We start from the raw sequence: 15,495 nt of genomic DNA on the forward strand, positions 1-15,495 counted from the left end.
CGAGGTCCAGGGAGTCCTCGACCGGCCCGTCCGCCCGGTCGGCCTCGATGAAGTCCCGCGCCCAGGAAGGCAGTTGCTGGGCCAGCTGATGTGCCTGCTGCTCCAGGCCCAGCTGGTGCAGCAGCCAGGCGAGGCGGAGCAGCGCGTCGGCCGTGCCGCGGTCCCGGGTCAGCCCGCTGGGCTCGGCGGCGATCGTGGCGACGAAGTCGACCAGCGGGGAGGAGGGTTGGGCGTCCGGGCTGCGGAGCGTGCGCAGGCTCTCGTTCGCGAAGGCGAGGGCCTCGTCGAGCGAGGTGATCACAACTCCCCTCCCGTCCGGGAGATCGCGTCGGTGACAGCCTCCACCAGGGCGTCGGCGATCGCCAGGCGGTAGGGGGTCGCGTCCAGGGGTTCGATGGATTTGAGCTTCACCCAGCCGTCCAGGATCTCCATGCCCCGATTCCCGATCTCCAGCTGGTCGTCCAGCGCCTGCCGCCGGGTCCTGGTGGCGGCCGACGCGGCCGCGACGGGCGGCGTGCCGTTCTGCTGCGGCTCCGCCGGCGTCGTCGGATCGTCGCGGACGCCGACCAGCCACTGGGCGAGCGTGTAGGCCGAGAGGCCCTCGAACACGTCCATGGCGCTGTCGATCGCCCCGGCGGTCAGGGTGTCCGGCGCGCCCGGCGCCACCGCCGAGGAGGCCGCCTCCGGTGAGGTCAGGATCCCGACCAGGGCGGGGACGGTGCCGTGGGTGCGGCGCTCGACCGGGCCGCCCCGGTATCCGGTGTACTGGTCCGGGATCCGGTCGCAGGTCAGCTGGATGGTGGTGTGCGGGCGCTCGGAACCGTCGCCGGGCTCGTGGGTGACCGCGTCGACGGTCCCGCTGAGGCGTCGGACCAACTGCGAGGGACGGTAGGGCGCCTGCCATTCGTCGCCCTTGACCGCATGGTCCATCCGCGGGGTCGCCAGGTCCTGTCGGGGGTGGGCGGCCACGGAGACCAGCGCCAGGCCCATGGTCGGGTTCGCCTCGATGACCGTCCCGTACAGGCGGTCGCCGTTGGCGGTGAAGAGCCGGACGGAGTTCTCCTCGGCCGGCAGCCCGCGCTGGTAGGGGTCCGCGGTGAGCGCGTGATGACGGGTCAGCAGTACCCCGCCGCCGAGCACGGTCTCACCTCGGCAGACGACAACCCAGTACTCGTCATTACCCATGGGTACCCTCGCATCCCGGCGGTTGGGGCACCGAGAAGGTCAACTGCCCTGACACATAAGGCGGCTCAGCCCGACACCGCGGCACTCCTCAGGAAGATGTTACGCACATCGCAGCCTCAGCTGCGGCTCAATGCGCGACGAGCACCTCGGCCGATCGGGGACACTGTCAGCGTGAAGGACAAGGACTCCGACGTCTCTGACGCCCCCGACGTCTCCGGCTTCTCCGTGTTCGGCGACGAGGCGGCGCGGGCGCTCGAGGACTGGCGGGTCGTCAACCAGCGCCGGCTGCAGGTCATCCAGCGGATCCACGGCGGTGGAACCGGCTCGGTGCTCGCCACCGCCCGCCTCTGGGACCCGGCCCGGGCCACCAGGAAGGTGCTGCTGAAGCTCTGCTCGCCGGACGAGGGAGCAGCACGCGAAGCCGGTGGCCACACCCGGGCCTGGCGCTCCAGGCCCGTCCCCTTCGGCGCCGGGAGCGCCTTCCAGTACCCCGAGCAGCACCTGGTGGACCAGGTGTACGACCCGCTGCCGGTCGGCCGGTCCTGGCTGATGTTCCTGCAGCTCGCCCTCGACCGGCAGGGCAAGGCCGAACTGGTGCCCCTCGACCAGGTGGTGTCACGGCCCGAACGGGCCCGGGTCGCCGCGACGGTCGTCCGGTCGGTCCTGCTCGACTGGAACCCCGACGAGGAGCCGGTCATCGGCCCCGGGGCAAGGGAGTTCGTCCGCGACGTGCTCGGGGAGCACCGGCTGCGCGGGACCGGTTCGCTCACCGGCTGGGTCCGCCGCAACCTGGCCGATCCGGACGCGACCACGATCGGACTGCCGGGCTGCTCCGAACTCCTGCCCAATCCCTACGCGCTGGGCCGGCACAGCAGCCCGCTGGCCGGTGCCGTGCTGCCCGTCGCCGCACGCGGCCGGGCCCACGGCGATCTGCACCCGGGGAACATCATGGTGCCAAGCGGTTCCGCCCGGGCGTCCGAGGACTTCCGCCTGATCGACCTGTCCCGTTTCTCCGAGACGGCGCCGCTGGCCCGCGATCCCGCCCATCTGCTGCTCTGCGTGGTCCAGGACTTCCTCCCGCAGTTGCTGGGCGACGCGCGGAGCCAACTGCTGGCCCTGCTCACCGGAACCGGGCAGCCCGGCGCGGACGACCTGCTGCCGGGCGCCCTGACCGACGCGGTCCACGCGCTGCTTGACGCCCCGACGCCCTGGCTCACCGACCGCGGGTCGTACAGCGACTGGGCTCCGCAGCACCTGCTGGCGCTGCAGGGCTGCGCCCTCATGTTCGTCGGGAGGGACGGGGCCGGCGAGCAGGACAACCACTGGTTCTTCGAGTTGGCGGCGCGGGCCTGCGCGGCGTTCCTGGCCACCCACCCCGGCGCTGCGGCCAGGGCCGGCGCGGCCGAGGTCCTGCCCCCGGTCACCCCACCCGCCGCCGTGCCGGTGGAGCCGACGCGTCACGGCCCGGCCCTGGCACCGCTGGCGGCCGCACTGGACGCCATGCGACCCGAGCTGCGGCGCAGGCTCGGCGACTGCGGTGATCCGGGCCGGGACAAGTGGCTCAAGTACACGCTGGCCAGCGTGGCCAACCGGTGCGAGGCGCTGCGCCGGCAGGCGGAACAGCTCCTGGCCGAGGAGTCGGACCGGGCCGATTCGGCCGACCGGGGCCAGGCCCAGTCGGTGGCGATCCTGGCCGGTGAGGTGGTCAGGACGGCCAGGGTGGTGAGTCTGCTGCTGACGGACGGAACCCCGGCGGCCGTGCCGGAGACCGCGCGCCGGAACTTCACCGGGGCGCTCGCGCTGCTGCTCGACCGGACGGCGGAACTCACCTCCCTGCTTCCGGAGGCCAACGGCTGACGGCCGACGGTTCAGTCCGTCAGTACGCCGAGCTCGACGGTCAGGCCGTACTCGCGCAGTTGGGCGACCTGGGTGCCGGTGGCGTTGTCGCCGACGATCAGCAGGTCCAGGTCGCTGAGCGGGCAGACCGGGGCGAGGTCGGTCCGTCCGAGCTTGGTGGAGTCGGCGAGCAGGATGTGCTGGGTGGTGGCGCGCAGCATCCTGATCTTCATCTCGGCTTCCTGGATGTTGATGTTGGTGACGCCGGTGTCCGGGTGGATGCCGCTGCAGGACAGGAACGCGGTGTCGGCGTGGATGTTCTCCAGGATCCGTCCCCCCATCGGGTCGACCAGGGACCGCTGGAGCGGGCGCAGGGTCCCTCCGGACAGGACGACGGTGAAGCGCGGGATGGCGGGTTCGAGCTGGTGGGCGACACTGGTGCTGTTGGTGAACACCATCAGGTCCGTCAGATCGCGGCGGGCGACCAGTTCGCGGGCGAAGAAGGTCGTGGTGGTCCCGGCGTCGATGACGATGGACTGGCCGCTGCCGACCAGCTTGGCCGCGGTCTTGGCGATGGCGGCCTTCTCCAGCGCGGCCGAGCCCAGCGACTGTTCGTAGGAGGGCTCGTTCTGCGTGCCCAGCGGTGCCGCCCGGGCCCCGCCGCGGACCCGCCGGATCAGGCCGTGCTCCTCCAGCACGTCCAGGTCTCCCCTGACGGTGACCACGGAGACGCCGAAGGCCTCGGAGAGGGCGGCGATGCGCACGAAGTCCTGCTCCTGGACCAGCGCGAGCATGCGCTCGCGGCGGACCTCGGCCGGCATCGACTCATGGGTGTTGGTCACGCCTGGCCCTTCCGGTCCGCGAAGCCGACAGGCAGCAGGTCGCGGTGCGCTTCGGTCATCTCGTCGCAGAGCTGTTCGATCGCGGCGAGAGGGAGCGTCGCCGCGGTGTTCGGGTCCAGCATCGCAGCGTGCCGCACATGCCGGGGGTCGCCGTCCAGGACGGCCCGGACGGTCAGTTCGGCGACATTGAGATAGCTGCGGTTGAGCGCCGCCAGCTGCGCGGGGTAGCGCTCGATCGGGGCCGCGGTGATGCCGTCGGCGTCGACGTCGGCGGGCACCTCGACGAAGCACTCGGTCGGCAGGGCGGGGATCAGGCCCTCGTTGGGGAGGGTCAGGTTCACCCGGCGGGCCTCGCCGGTGATCATGGCCCTGAGCACCTCGGAGGCGATCTCCGGGTCCTGCCAGCGCGTCAGCATCGGCCGCCCCTGGGCCAGGCCCCGGCGGATCTCCTCATAGGCGTGCAGGCTCTGCCCCAGCCGCCCCAGGTACTCGCCGACGGGAATGTCCAGGCGGGCGATCTCGTCGTCGTGCCGCATGAACCAGGGCACGTACTCGGCCGCGTGCTCGCTGGACTCGGTCGGGAAGTGGCCGAAGCGGCGCCACATCTCCATCCGCACATGCCGTCCCAGCTTGGGGTCGGCCCGCACCACGGCCTCCAGCTCGGGGTAGAGGGAACGGCCGTCGGCCTCGAAGCGCAGCACGAAGGCCTGGTGGGTCAGGCCGGCGGTGAGGAAGGTGAGGTCCTCGACCTCGCGTCCGACCGAGTCGGCGAGGAAGGCGTGGGTGTCCCGGACCGCGTGGCACAGGCCGACCGCTCGGGTCATGCCGGTGGCCTCGCGCACCGCCCACAGGGTCATCACCAGCGGGTCGGTGTAGCTGAGCAGCCAGGCGTCGGGGCAGTGCTCGGCCATGTCCTGGGCGAGTCCGACCATCACCGGGATGGTGCGCAGGCCCCGGAAGATGCCGCCGATGCCGATGGTGTCGGCGATGGTCTGCCGCAGTCCGTGGCGGGCCGGGATCTCGAAGTCGCGCAGGGCGGTGTCATAACCGTCGACGCCCAGTTGGCACACCACGTAGTCGGCCCCGTGCAGAGCCGCCCTGCGGTCGGTGTGGGACTCGATCACCGCCCCGGCCCGGGCCTCGGTATTGAGGCTCTGGGCCAGGGTGCGGGCGGTGGCCAGGCGGTCGGTGTCGATGTCGTGCAGCCGGATCCGCAGGGTCCCGGCCAGGGCAGGGACCAGGAACAGGTCGGACAGGATGCGCCGGGTCATCTTCACATTGCCCGCGCCGGTCAGCACGATGTCGGCCATGCCCGCCCTCCTCCGGCAGAGTCGTTCTGGTGGTGAGAATGGCCCTCAGCGTACGCCGCGCGGGGCGCCGGTCGCATGATCCACGCACGGGGTCGTGCGACCGGCGCCCCTGGTGAACGGCCTCGGGGCTAGACGGTGATGCGGTCGATGTCGGGAGCCCAGCCGGTCGGGTTGGCGATGGTGACGGTATTCGCCGACCCGGCGTTCAGGGACAGCGTGACGGTGGTGGTCGCGGTGGTCTGCCAGTCGGCGGTCGGACCGACCGACACAGTGACCGGCGTGCCGCCGTTGGCACTGATCTGGAAGCTGCGCGCGACAGCCGTGGTGTACGCGACCGTCACCTGCTTGGCTCCGCCGCTGCCCCCGGCCACGCTGCGGAAGGTGACGGTCGCGCCGTTGCCCAGATAGCCGACCTTCTGCCCGCCCGAGCAACCGCCGCAGGCCGCGACCACAGCCGTCCCGGTCAGGGTGTTCGCCGACGCCTCCGCCTCGAACGACCCCGCCGTACTGCCGCCGGCGCCGACGCCGACGGTGATGCGGTCGATGTCGGGGGCCCAGTCGGTCGGGTTGGCGATGGTGACCGTGTTGGCCGACCCGGCGTTCAGCGGCAGTGTGACCGTGGTGGTGGCCGTGGTCTGCCAGTCGGCGGTCGGGGTGACCGACACACTGACCGGGGTGCCGCCGTTGGCGCTGATCTGGAAGGTGCGGGCGACAGCCGTGGTGTAAGCAACCGTCACCTGCGTCGCCCCGCCGCTGCCCCCGGCCACATTGTGGAACGCGACGGTCGCGCCATTGCCCAGATAGCCGACCTTCTGCCCGCCCGAGCACCCGGTGCAGGCCGCCACAACCGCCGTCCCGGTCAGGGTGTTCGCCGACGCCTCCGCCTCGTAGGAGCTGGAGCTGCCGCCGCCGGCCTGGGTGGTGGCGGTGACCGGCCCGCTCCTGGCGGAGGTGTTGCCCGCCGCGTCGTAGGCGTCGACGGTGTAGCTGTAGGCCGTGGAGGCGCTGAGTCCGGTGTCGGTGTAGCCGGTGCCGGCCGTGGAGCCGACCTTGGTGCTGCCCCGGTAGACGTCGTAGCCGGTCACGCCCACGTTGTCGGTGGACGCGGTCCACGTCAGCGAGGCGCTGCCGGCCGTGGTGCCGCTGACCGCGAGGCCGGTGGGCGCACTGGGCGCCGTGGTGTCGCCACCACCCGCGCCCACATTGATGGCGCCGAGCCCCAGCCAGCCGTCGGCGTTCTGGGCGGCGTTGGCGAACCGCAGGCTCTTGGCGCTGCTGCTGACCGCGGACAGCGGGTTCACCACGTCCATGACCAGCTGGTACGAACCCGCCGTGACGGAGGAGGTGTCGACGCTGGTGTTGAAGTACTGCGGGTAGCCGAAAGGCAGGTAGGTCGGGTCGGCGCCGACGTTCCAGTCCGGAAAGGCGCGGATCTTCAGCGGCATGACCTGGCGGAGGTCCCAGGAGGTGTTCCAGGTCTTGACGACCTTCCCGGTGGAGTCCTTCAGGCCCAACCGCACGGTCCAGGGGTGGTAGAACGGCGCCACCCCGTCATTGGAGATCTTGACGCCGATGCTCGCGGTGCCGGAGACGGTGTTCTTGTAGTACGCGTCCGGAACGGTCAGGTCGTAGCCCATCGCCCGCACCGCCGCCCCCACATCGGGGTCGGTCGGGCTGTAGCTGGTGCTGCCCTGGTCGAGTTTCCAGGTGGTGTGCTCCGCCTCGATGCAGGCCTTCATGTCGTCGTCGGAGCCGTTGGCCCCGGTGCTCCAGGTGTTGAAGGCCGTGCCCTGGATCTCGGGCCGGACCTCGCCGCCCATCGAGTCGGTGATCCACTTGTTCTCCACGCCCTCGTTCAGGGCGTACTGGAGCTGCGAGTAGTCGGCCCCGCCCATGGACTGGGGCAGGGTGACGCCGGCCAGCGGGGTGCCTTCGCGGTAGCAGAAGGAGTCGTCGTGGTAGCCCACGTCGAGGTTGTTCGCGGCCCCGCCGCCGGACGTCGGGTAGCGGACCTCGATCTTGGTGGTGTGGAACGCGTTGGCGAAGGCGTTGACGATCAGCGCCGCGTTGGCGTCGGTGGCCATGAAGTCCGGCTGGCCGCCGGTGCCGTTCTCGGGCCAGGTGTGCCACTCGCCCCAGTAGCCGATCAGGCCCATCTGGATGAAGCCGATGCGCGGATCGCCGTCGTACTTGGCGCCGAACTGGCCGATGAACTGCTGCAGCGAGCTGAGCAGGAACGCGTTGTTGTAGTCCGGGCTCTGGGTGCCCCAGTAGGTGTCGTTGTTGGTCGGCACCTTGCCGTTCCAGCAGGCAGGCATGCCGTTGGTCGGGTTCCCGCTGGGGTAGTCCAGGTAGAACCGGATCGCGGCGGTATTGCCGTACGAGGCGGTCTCGTTGAGCATCTTCTCCACCGGGGTCCAGTCCAGCGCGGTGCAGTCGCCCGCGTTGGTCATCACCGCCGAGAGCGGGAAGTAGCTCCAGGTGATGCTGTGCGGGTAGCCGGTGTTCTGGTCGGTTCCCGCGTTGTAGTACACCGCGAGGCCCTTGTCCGGGTTGTCCAGCGGGCCTTCCGCATAGGTCAGTTGATGGTCCGTCAAGGACGGGTCCGGGGTGGCCGGCGGCGCGGGTCGGGCCGGGGCGCCGGTGGGGACCGAGGTGAACGCGGAGGCGCTCTGCATCCCGGCCGCGGCGGCCAGCAGCGCCAGCAGCGCCACCAGGGCCAGGGCCAGTCGCGTCCTCAACTGCCCTACTGTTCTCGTGCGTTGGTGCATCGTGTCGACCTCCATTGGTCGATCGGAGTGAACGTGCGCGTGCTGCCATCCGGCCCGACCCCGGAAGAATGTCCCCCCCCTGTCGCGGCGCCCCCGGCCGCCCCGGCGCCCCGGCGCTCAGCCGCTGCGGCGCAGTGCGGCCGCGGTGAAGTCCACGACCTGCTCCCCCACCTCGAACCGGTAGCGGTCCAACTGCCGCACCGCGGGCCGGGAGGTCAGGAAGTCGGCCAGCACCGCCCGTTCGGCCGTGCCGAGCCAGCCGGGCGGGTCGGAGGTGGCCCGGAAGTCGCAGACATGGGCGAGGTCGATCAGCAGCCGCCGCTGCGCCGCCGTCAGCAGGCTGTGCCGGTTGCGGAAGTAGGCGACGTCCGGGTCCAGTTCGACCAGGCCCTTGAGCCAGAGCCGGTTCACCGAGGCGACCAGGGCGTTCTCCGCGGTGGCGTCGGAGGGGTCCTCGGTGGCGTAGTGGGTCCAGAACGGGGCGACATCGGGCCCGACCCTGATGCCGTCGCACACGCCGATCGACGGCAGCACCGGGGCGCCGGAGCCCAGGATGTAGACGTCCTCGCCCGCGGTCTCGCGGATCAGCCGCATCGCCTCGCGGTACGCGCTCTCCCGTCCGACCGCCGGGTCGTGGCGCCGGGCGGTGATCGCGGCGGCGTTGACGAAGTCGAGCTTGAGGTAGCGGAAGCCCCAGCCGACCACGGTCTCGGTCAGTCGGCGCAGGTGGTCCTGGGCCTCGGGCAGGGTGACGTCCAGGGCGTAGTACGGTCCGCCCCAGTTGTAGCCGGCCGGGACCGGCGCGCCGGCCCGGTCGGCGAGGAACAGCTCCGGCTTCTCCTTGACGACCTGCGCGTCCGGCCGGGCGATGAACGGGGCGATCCACAGGCCAGGGGTCAGCCCGGCGGCGGTAATGCGGGCGGCGAGGTCGTCCATGCCGGAGGGGAACTTGGCGTTCGCCCCCCAGTCGCCGACCATGTGCTCCCAGCCGTCGTCGACCTGGAACACGTCGAACGGCAGCCCGGCCAGCCCTTCGAGGTCCGTGTGCAGGGTGTTCTCGTCGATGTCCTCGTGGTACGCGTACCAGCTGCACCACACATTGCCCGCCTTCCGGCCGGTCCGCCCCAGGCGCTCGCCCAGCAGCTCGGCGTAGCGGGCGAAGACCTCCAACTCCGGTCCGTAGCCGCAGAACCAGGGCGCTTCCCCGGCGGCCTCGTCCTCGAACCAGCCGGACAGGGTGTCCCGGTCCACGCTCAGCCGCGGCACGTTCAGACCGAGCGCGCCCAGCAGCAGGACGTTGCCGTCGCCCGCGGTGAGCGCGGCCACCGCGGCGGAGTGGTGCCGGGTCTCCTCGTCCCAGACCGTGTCGTCGGCGGTGAGGCGGCGTACCGGGTTGGCGATGCGCAGCGGCGTGTCGTCCATGGCCCGCCAGCCCGAGGGGCTCCATGAGTTCCAGCCGTGGCGGTAGACCTGGGCGTCGGGCAGTCCGTGCAGCAGGGCGACCCGGCCCGGCGGCAGCAGCAGGCCCCCCGCCACGGCGCGGGGCGGGCCGGTGAGCTGCGCCGGTATGCGCAGGGGGCCGAGGTCCAGGAGGTGGGGCATGGTGTCCCTTCACGTAGCGGGAGGGCCGGGGCGTCGTGGTCGGGACGACGTCCCCGGCCCGGTCACGGTGCGTCGCGGCGACGCGGGTCATGGGAGCGGCCGGGCCGGTCAGGGCCGGTCAGGGCTGGGCCGGTCAGGGCTGGGCGAAGTACCCGTCAACAGCCTTCTGGGCCTTGGCCAGCGCGTCGGAGGCACCGGCCTGGCCGAGCCAGACGCTCTCCAGGTCGGTCTGCACCTCCTGGGTGACCTGGTCGGCGTGGTCGGTGACCGGGTAGGTCAGGGTGCCGCCCGGCGCGGAGGCCTCGTCCACGAAGACCTTGACGTCCTGGCCGGCGGCCTGGTGCGTGGCCAGGGCCTTGACGCTGTCGGTCTTGATCGCGGGGAACACCACGCCCTTGGCGGCGATGATGTCCTGGCAGCCGGTGGAGCCCAGGAACTTGACCCACTGCCAGGCCTGGTCCGGGTGCTTGGTGCCGGTGTAGATGGCGTCGGACAGGCCGTTCATGAAGGTCTTGCGCCCCTGCGGCCCCACCGGCAGCGGAGCGAAGGCGAACTTCTGGGTGGCGGTGGACCCCATGTAGGTGTTGATGTTCCACGAGCCGGTCATCGTCATCGCGGCCTTGCCGGCGTTCAGCACCGCATCGGGCCCGAGGCTGGAGTTCTTGTCGTAGGCCGGGGCGTAGCCCTTCCCGGCCAGGCTCGCCTCCCAGCTGATGGTCTGGGCCAGCGCCGGGTCGGTGTAGTGGTACTTGGTGCCGAAGGGGTTCTTGTCCAGGAAGGTGAAGCCGTTGGAGGCGGCCAGGTTGCCCCAACTGCTCTGCCCGGTCGAGCCGTCGTCGTAGGCCAGCTCGATTCCGTAGGTCTTGACGTGCTTCTTGTCGAACTGCGGGTCGAGCCCGTTGCGGCCGTTGGCGTCCACGGTCATCCTGGCGATGAACTGCTCGAAGCTGCCGCCGTCGGTGGGGTTCCAGGTCAGCTTCGCCAGGTCGGCGGCGGAGTAGCCGGCCTTGGCGGCCATGGTGGTGTTGTAGGCGATGGCGATGGTGTCCCAGTCCTTGGGCAGCCCGTAGCGCTTGCCGTCCTTGACCCAGGCCTCGGCCAGGCCGGTCTGGTACTGCGTCAGGTCGACGTGGTCGGCGGCGACCTGCTGGGAGATGTCCATGATCTGGTGGTTCTTGACGAAGTTCGGGTAGTAGGCGACGTGGTCGGTGAACACGTCGGGGGCGTTGCCGGCGGTCATCTGGGTGGTCAGATTGGTCCAGTACTGGCCCCACGCAGTCTGTGTGATCTTGACCTTGATGGTGGGGTTGGCCGCGGTGAAGGCATCGGCGCAGGCCTGGTAGGCGGGCAGCTGGCCGCTGTCCCACAGCGCGTAGTTGATGGTGACCGGGCCGGCCGCCGCCGGGGAACCGCTGGAGCAGGCCGCGAGGGTGACGGGGAGCGTGGCGGCGAACACGGCGACCGCGAGGCGGACGTTGCGTCTCATCGGGGGTCCTTAGATTGGAGAGGGTGTCGTTCGAGGGGGGTTACTTGATGCCGGTGAAGCTCATGGACTCCACCAGGCGCTTGCCGAAGAAGATCAGCAGCAGCGCGACCGGGGCCACGGTCAGCACGGAGCCGGCCATCAGCCCGGTCCAGTCGGGGGCGGTGTTCGGGGACTGCTGCAGAAAGATCCCGAGCCCCGCGGTCAGCACCCTGGTGCCGGGATCGGGGCCCACCAGCAGCGGCCACAGGTAGTCCTTCCAGGCCCAGACGGCGGTGATCAGGCCGATGGTGAACAGCGGGCCGCGGCTCATCGGCACGATCACCCGCCAGAACTGGGTCCACTTGCCCGCGCCGTCGATCGTGGCCGCCTCCTCGATCTCCCTCGGGATGGAGAGGAAGAACTGGCGCAGGAAGAACACCGCGAACGGCGTCATCAGGAACGTGGGCGCGACCATGCCGGCGAACGAGCCCAGCCACCCCAGGTCCTTCATCAGGGCGAAGTTCGGCAGCAGGGTGAAGATCGGCGGGACCATCAGCGACAGCACGAACACCGAGAAGAGCAGGTCCCGGCCCCGGAACCGCAGCCGGGCCAGCGCATAGCCGGCCATGGCGCAGAAGAAGGTCTGGGCGGTGGCGATCAGGGTGCAGTAGATCAGGGAGTTGCGCAGGTACAGCAGGAAGTCCAGCTGGGCGCCGGACCCTCCGGCGGCCTGGTTCTGCGCCAGGGTGGTCAGGCCGATCACCCGCCTGAAGTTGATCAGCGTGGGGTGCCGCGGCCACAGTCCGGTGTTGTCGGTGAGCAGTTGGTGGGCCGGGGTGAGCGCGGTGCGCAGCATCCAGTAGAACGGGAACACGGTGACCACCAGGGCCACGATCAGTGCGGTCCAGGCGAGCGTGCGGCCGGCGGGCAGCCGCAGGGCCGGGTGCCGGGTGCGGTTTCGGGGCATGGTCGGGCCTCCTAGGCCAGGTCCGAGCGGGATGCGCGCAGCAGCCGCATCTGCACCAGGGTGAGCGCGCCGAGGATCAGCACCAGCGTCATCGCGACCGCGCTGGCGTAGCCCATCTCGAAGTGCTTGAAGGCCAGTTCGTAGATGTAGTAGTAGATGACCCGGGTGGAGTTGACGGGTCCGCCGGGGCTGGGGGTGATCGCGACGGTGTCGAAGATCTGGAACGAGCCGATCACCGAGACGATCAGCACCAGGGCGAGGACCGGCCGCATCAGCGGCAGGGTGAGCCGGAGGAACATCCGGATCTCGCCGGCGCCGTCCAGCAGCGCGGCCTCGTAGATCTGGTCCGGGATCTGCAGCATTCCCGCGTACAGCAGCAGCGCGGTGTAGCCGGTGTAGGCCCAGGTGTTGGTCAGCGCGATGGTCGGCATCGACCAGGTGGTCGAGGAGAACCAGCCGTGCGTGGCGAAGCCCATGGAGCCCAGCACATGGTTGACCAGTCCGAGATCGGCGTCGAACAGCCACAGGAACAGCAGGCCCACGGTGACGTTCGGCACCAGCCAGGGCAGCAGCAGCACCACCCGGACCGCCACCGAACGGGTCAGCCGGAACATCAGCCCCGCCAGCAGCAGCGCCAGCACGGTCTGCGAGCCGACGTTGAGGAGCACGTAGTAGGCGCTGACCCGCAGTGAGTTCCAGAACAGCGGATCGTGCAGCAGCGCCGAGTAGTTGGCCGCCCCCACTCCGTGCGGGGCGGAGAGCAGGTTGTAGTCGGTCGTGGAGAAGTACGCGCCGCGGATCGCCGGGTACACGTAGAACACGGCGAAGCCGAGCAGCACCGGCGCCAGGAACAGCAGGGCGACGGGCCCTTCCCCTCGGCCCTTCCTCCGGGTCTTCGACGTACCGGCCACGAGCACTCCCTCGAAACGACTTTCCATTACTTTCTCTTCTCATCGCTTGGAGAGAAGTAACGGCTCTTCGCCGAGGCTTGTCAAGGCCCCTCGCAGCAATAACCTCCAGGGCCCGCCAACGCTTCGCCGACCCTTGACTTTCCAAAACTTTCCATCGATGCTCCCTGCGGGGCTCGCGGAGTCCTACGGACGGCGGCCCTGCGCGAAGGAGCGAGAGCATGATCGACCTGCTGGTCATCGGTGACGCCCACCCCGAGGTACTGCTCCGCGGCACTCCCCCGGCAGCGGCCTCGGGGGCGCTGACGCTGGGCGGAACCGCCGCGGTCGTGGCCCGTGGAGCCGCCCGGCTCGGACTGTCGGTCGCCCTGGTCGCCGTGGTCGGGCACGATCCCGCCGGGGACTTCGTCCTCGACACGCTCTCCACCGCCGGCGTCGACATCCGCCGCTGCCTGCGCCACGAGACGCTGCCCACCGCGCTGACGGTCCGGCTGGACCGCGCGGACGCCGACCGCTCCGTGCTCAGCGCGCCCGGCTGCCTGCCCGCCTTCGACCCCCGGCAGGCGCGACTGCCCGACGCGGGCCACCTCCACGCCGCCTCCCCCTTCCTGCAACCACGCCTGGCCGACGCGCTCCCTGCGGTGTTCGACGCCTTCCCCGGCACCACCTCCCTGGACCTCGGCCACGACCCCGCCGGGCGCTGGGACCTGCCTCCGGGTCTCCTGACGGCCGGTGACCTGCTGTTCGCCGACGAGACCGGGGCCATGGCGCTGACCGGCACGGACACCCTCGACCTGGCCATGCGCCAGCTGGGCCGCCACGGCTGCGTCCCCGTCGTCACCCGCGGACCGGACGGTGCGGCAACCCTGCACGCCCAGGGGTACACCACTGCGGTCGGACCGGCCCGTACCCCCGTCGTCGATACGATCGGCGCCGGCGGCAGCTTCACCGCGGGGTTCCTGGCCCGGTGGCTGGACAGCCACGACATCCCCGGCAGCCTGGCCTTCGGCTGCGCCTGCGGCGCCCGGTCCACCGGCCGGGCCGGGGGCACCGCCGGCCAGCCCTCCGCCCACCAGGCACTGGCCGCGCTCGACGGGATCCGGGTCAGCACGGAGCCGCCGACTCCGCCGACTCCGCGTCAGGCGGTCCGGGAGCGGAGCAGCACCGCCCTGCTGCCGGTCCAGCGCAAACGCGCGATCCTGGCCGTGCTGGCCACCGAGCACGCGGTCGGCACCACCCGCCTCGCCGCACGGTTCGGTGTCTCCACCTCCACCGTCCGACGCGACCTGGAGCAGCTCCACGAGGAAGGCCGCCTGGAACGCGTCCACGGCGGCGGTCATCCGCCGCCGCCCTCCGGCCGGACGGTTCAGACGGCGAAGCCGTAGTCGCGCATGGCGGTCTCGTAGCGGGCCACGGCGGGGACCGGCGAGCCGGCGGCGTGGGGTGCCGTCAGTTCCGCGCACAGGCGGCCGGCGTCCTTCAGCGCGATGTTCGCGCCGGAGCCGCGGGCCGGCGACATGGCGTGGACGGCGTCACCGAGCAGGGTCACCGACGTGGCCGGCCAGGGCTCCACCGGCCGGGCCACCCTGATCTGCTGATAGGCCGTCTCCGCCGGAGTGGCGTGCTCCACCAGCGCCCGCAGCGACGGATGCCAGCGACGCACCATGTCGAGGGCGACCTGGTGCAGGCCCGGGCCGTCCAGTGCGCGCATCCGGGCGTCGGACGGGAACGCCCGCCCCTGCCCCGACAGGCCCCACATGGCGTACGGGGCGGCGCCGCCGAAGTCCGCCGCGGGCCACAGCCGGGCGGCAGCCTGCCGCGGGGGCTCGCGGAAGTCGACCAGGCCCACCGCCATGCCGAGCCGGCGCGAGGCCACCACGGCGGTGAAGCCCTCCCCCAGGAACGGCGGCAGCAGGGTGCGCAGCTGCGGGGTGAGCGGGGCGCGCCCGTACAGGGTCCGGTCGCCCGTGTCCGGCACCTGCGCCTGCGGCAGGTACTGGGCACGCACTCGGGAGCCGGTCCCGTCCGCGCCCACCAGCAGGTCGCCGGCCTCGGTGGACCCGTCCGCGAACACGGCCCGGACGGAACCGTCGGCAGACGACTCGTAGCGGACGTACTCGCTGCCGAAGCGCACCGCGTCGCCCAGCCCGCACAGCAGGATCGTGCGCAGGACGGACCGGTCGACGGCCGTGTTCACCTCCTCCGGCCGGGTGGGCTCCGAGGCCGGGAAGCCGGCCGTGTGCAGCTCCCGCAACCGCTTGGTCACCACGGTGAACCGGTGGCTCGGACGGTTCGCCGTGGCCAGGAACAGCTGGTACAACTCCGTTGGCAGGCAGGCGTGCAGGGCGACGGCGGCCCGGCCGTCGAGGTGGATCCGATAGCCCTGGGGCCGGGCTCCCACGGACGCGTCCCGCTCATGGACGACAGCCTCCATGCCCGCCCCGCGCAGCCCCTGGGCGAGGCACAGCCCACCGAGCCCGGCGCCCGCGATCACCACCCGCATCTGATTCCCTCCCTGGCCGAGGTCCGGACCCCGGCTGCGAAGACACCGTCGTTCGACGCATGGTTCCAGCACAGCGGGACAGACGAAGCGGGTCCCTCCCCCGTAC

The 15,495-nt window shown here is 71.3% G+C and carries 11 protein-coding genes; 2 read left to right on the forward strand and 9 right to left on the reverse strand.

What is annotated here, in order from left to right; all coding sequences use genetic code 11:
- Window positions 1-297: 297 nt before the first annotated feature.
- Complete coding sequence (locus ACEZDG_RS02735) at window positions 298-1,185, reverse strand: hypothetical protein (RefSeq protein WP_380501784.1); 888 nt, start codon at window positions 1,183-1,185, stop codon at window positions 298-300.
- A gap of 171 nt (window positions 1,186-1,356) precedes the next feature.
- On the opposite strand from ACEZDG_RS02735, the gene ACEZDG_RS02740 reads away from it, so the two are divergent.
- A complete protein-coding gene (locus ACEZDG_RS02740) occupies window positions 1,357-3,042 on the forward strand; it encodes a hypothetical protein (protein ID WP_380501786.1) in 1,686 nt (561 codons plus the stop codon).
- 11 nt (window positions 3,043-3,053) lie between these two features.
- On the opposite strand, the gene ACEZDG_RS02745 is transcribed toward ACEZDG_RS02740, so the two are convergent.
- The 7 genes from ACEZDG_RS02745 to ACEZDG_RS02775 all read right to left on the reverse strand — a co-directional run bounded on the left by ACEZDG_RS02745 (window position 3,054) and on the right by ACEZDG_RS02775 (window position 12,889).
- Entirely contained in the window at window positions 3,054-3,863 is an 810-nt protein-coding gene (locus ACEZDG_RS02745; RefSeq protein ID WP_380501788.1) for a DeoR/GlpR family DNA-binding transcription regulator, read from the reverse strand.
- The gene (locus ACEZDG_RS02750) at window positions 3,860-5,173 is read right to left on the reverse strand and encodes a family 4 glycosyl hydrolase (protein WP_380501790.1); all 1,314 of its coding nucleotides are present in this window, start codon (window positions 5,171-5,173) and stop codon (window positions 3,860-3,862) included. The genes ACEZDG_RS02745 and ACEZDG_RS02750 overlap by 4 nt, the downstream gene beginning before the upstream one ends.
- Window positions 5,174-5,301: 128 nt before the next feature.
- On the reverse strand, window positions 5,302-7,914 hold the full coding sequence (locus ACEZDG_RS02755; RefSeq protein WP_380501792.1) for a carbohydrate-binding protein: 2,613 nt from the start codon (window positions 7,912-7,914) through the stop codon (window positions 5,302-5,304).
- 147 nt (window positions 7,915-8,061) lie between these two features.
- Complete coding sequence (locus tag ACEZDG_RS02760) at window positions 8,062-9,546, reverse strand: glycoside hydrolase family 36 protein (RefSeq protein ID WP_380501794.1); 1,485 nt, start codon at window positions 9,544-9,546, stop codon at window positions 8,062-8,064.
- A gap of 133 nt (window positions 9,547-9,679) precedes the next feature.
- The gene (locus tag ACEZDG_RS02765) at window positions 9,680-11,032 is read right to left on the reverse strand and encodes an ABC transporter substrate-binding protein (protein ID WP_380501796.1); all 1,353 of its coding nucleotides are present in this window, start codon (window positions 11,030-11,032) and stop codon (window positions 9,680-9,682) included.
- A 40-nt stretch (window positions 11,033-11,072) separates the two neighbouring features.
- A complete protein-coding gene (locus tag ACEZDG_RS02770; RefSeq protein WP_380501798.1) occupies window positions 11,073-11,978 on the reverse strand; it encodes a carbohydrate ABC transporter permease in 906 nt (301 codons plus the stop codon).
- A gap of 11 nt (window positions 11,979-11,989) precedes the next feature.
- Window positions 11,990-12,889 carry a carbohydrate ABC transporter permease gene (locus ACEZDG_RS02775; RefSeq protein WP_380501800.1) on the reverse strand — a complete coding sequence of 300 codons (900 nt, stop codon included), beginning with the start codon at window positions 12,887-12,889 and terminating at the stop codon, window positions 11,990-11,992.
- 218 nt (window positions 12,890-13,107) lie between these two features.
- On the opposite strand from ACEZDG_RS02775, the gene ACEZDG_RS02780 reads away from it, so the two are divergent.
- Window positions 13,108-14,271, forward strand: coding sequence for a PfkB family carbohydrate kinase (locus ACEZDG_RS02780; RefSeq protein ID WP_380501803.1), 1,164 nt, complete (start codon window positions 13,108-13,110; stop codon window positions 14,269-14,271).
- Here the strand turns inward: ACEZDG_RS02780 and ACEZDG_RS02785 are convergent.
- Window positions 14,253-15,389, reverse strand: a complete 1,137-nt coding sequence (locus ACEZDG_RS02785) for an FAD-dependent oxidoreductase (RefSeq protein ID WP_380501805.1) — start codon at window positions 15,387-15,389, stop codon at window positions 14,253-14,255. The genes ACEZDG_RS02780 and ACEZDG_RS02785 overlap by 19 nt on opposite strands.
- Window positions 15,390-15,495 lie beyond the last annotated feature (106 nt).

This window comes from Streptacidiphilus alkalitolerans (assembly GCF_042511045.1).
GTDB lineage: Bacteria > Actinomycetota > Actinomycetes > Streptomycetales > Streptomycetaceae > Streptacidiphilus > Streptacidiphilus alkalitolerans.

Coding starts and splice junctions, on each gene's coding strand:
- ACEZDG_RS02735 (WP_380501784.1), bottom strand. CDS start 1,185: ATGGGTAATGACGAGTACTGGGTTGTCGTCTGCCGAGGTGAGACCGTG.
- ACEZDG_RS02750 (WP_380501790.1), bottom strand. CDS start 5,173: ATGGCCGACATCGTGCTGACCGGCGCGGGCAATGTGAAGATGACCCGG.
- ACEZDG_RS02760 (WP_380501794.1), bottom strand. CDS start 9,546: ATGCCCCACCTCCTGGACCTCGGCCCCCTGCGCATACCGGCGCAGCTC.
- ACEZDG_RS02765 (WP_380501796.1), bottom strand. CDS start 11,032: ATGAGACGCAACGTCCGCCTCGCGGTCGCCGTGTTCGCCGCCACGCTC.
- ACEZDG_RS02770 (WP_380501798.1), bottom strand. CDS start 11,978: ATGCCCCGAAACCGCACCCGGCACCCGGCCCTGCGGCTGCCCGCCGGC.
- ACEZDG_RS02780 (WP_380501803.1), top strand. CDS start 13,108: ATGATCGACCTGCTGGTCATCGGTGACGCCCACCCCGAGGTACTGCTC.
- ACEZDG_RS02785 (WP_380501805.1), bottom strand. CDS start 15,389: ATGCGGGTGGTGATCGCGGGCGCCGGGCTCGGTGGGCTGTGCCTCGCC.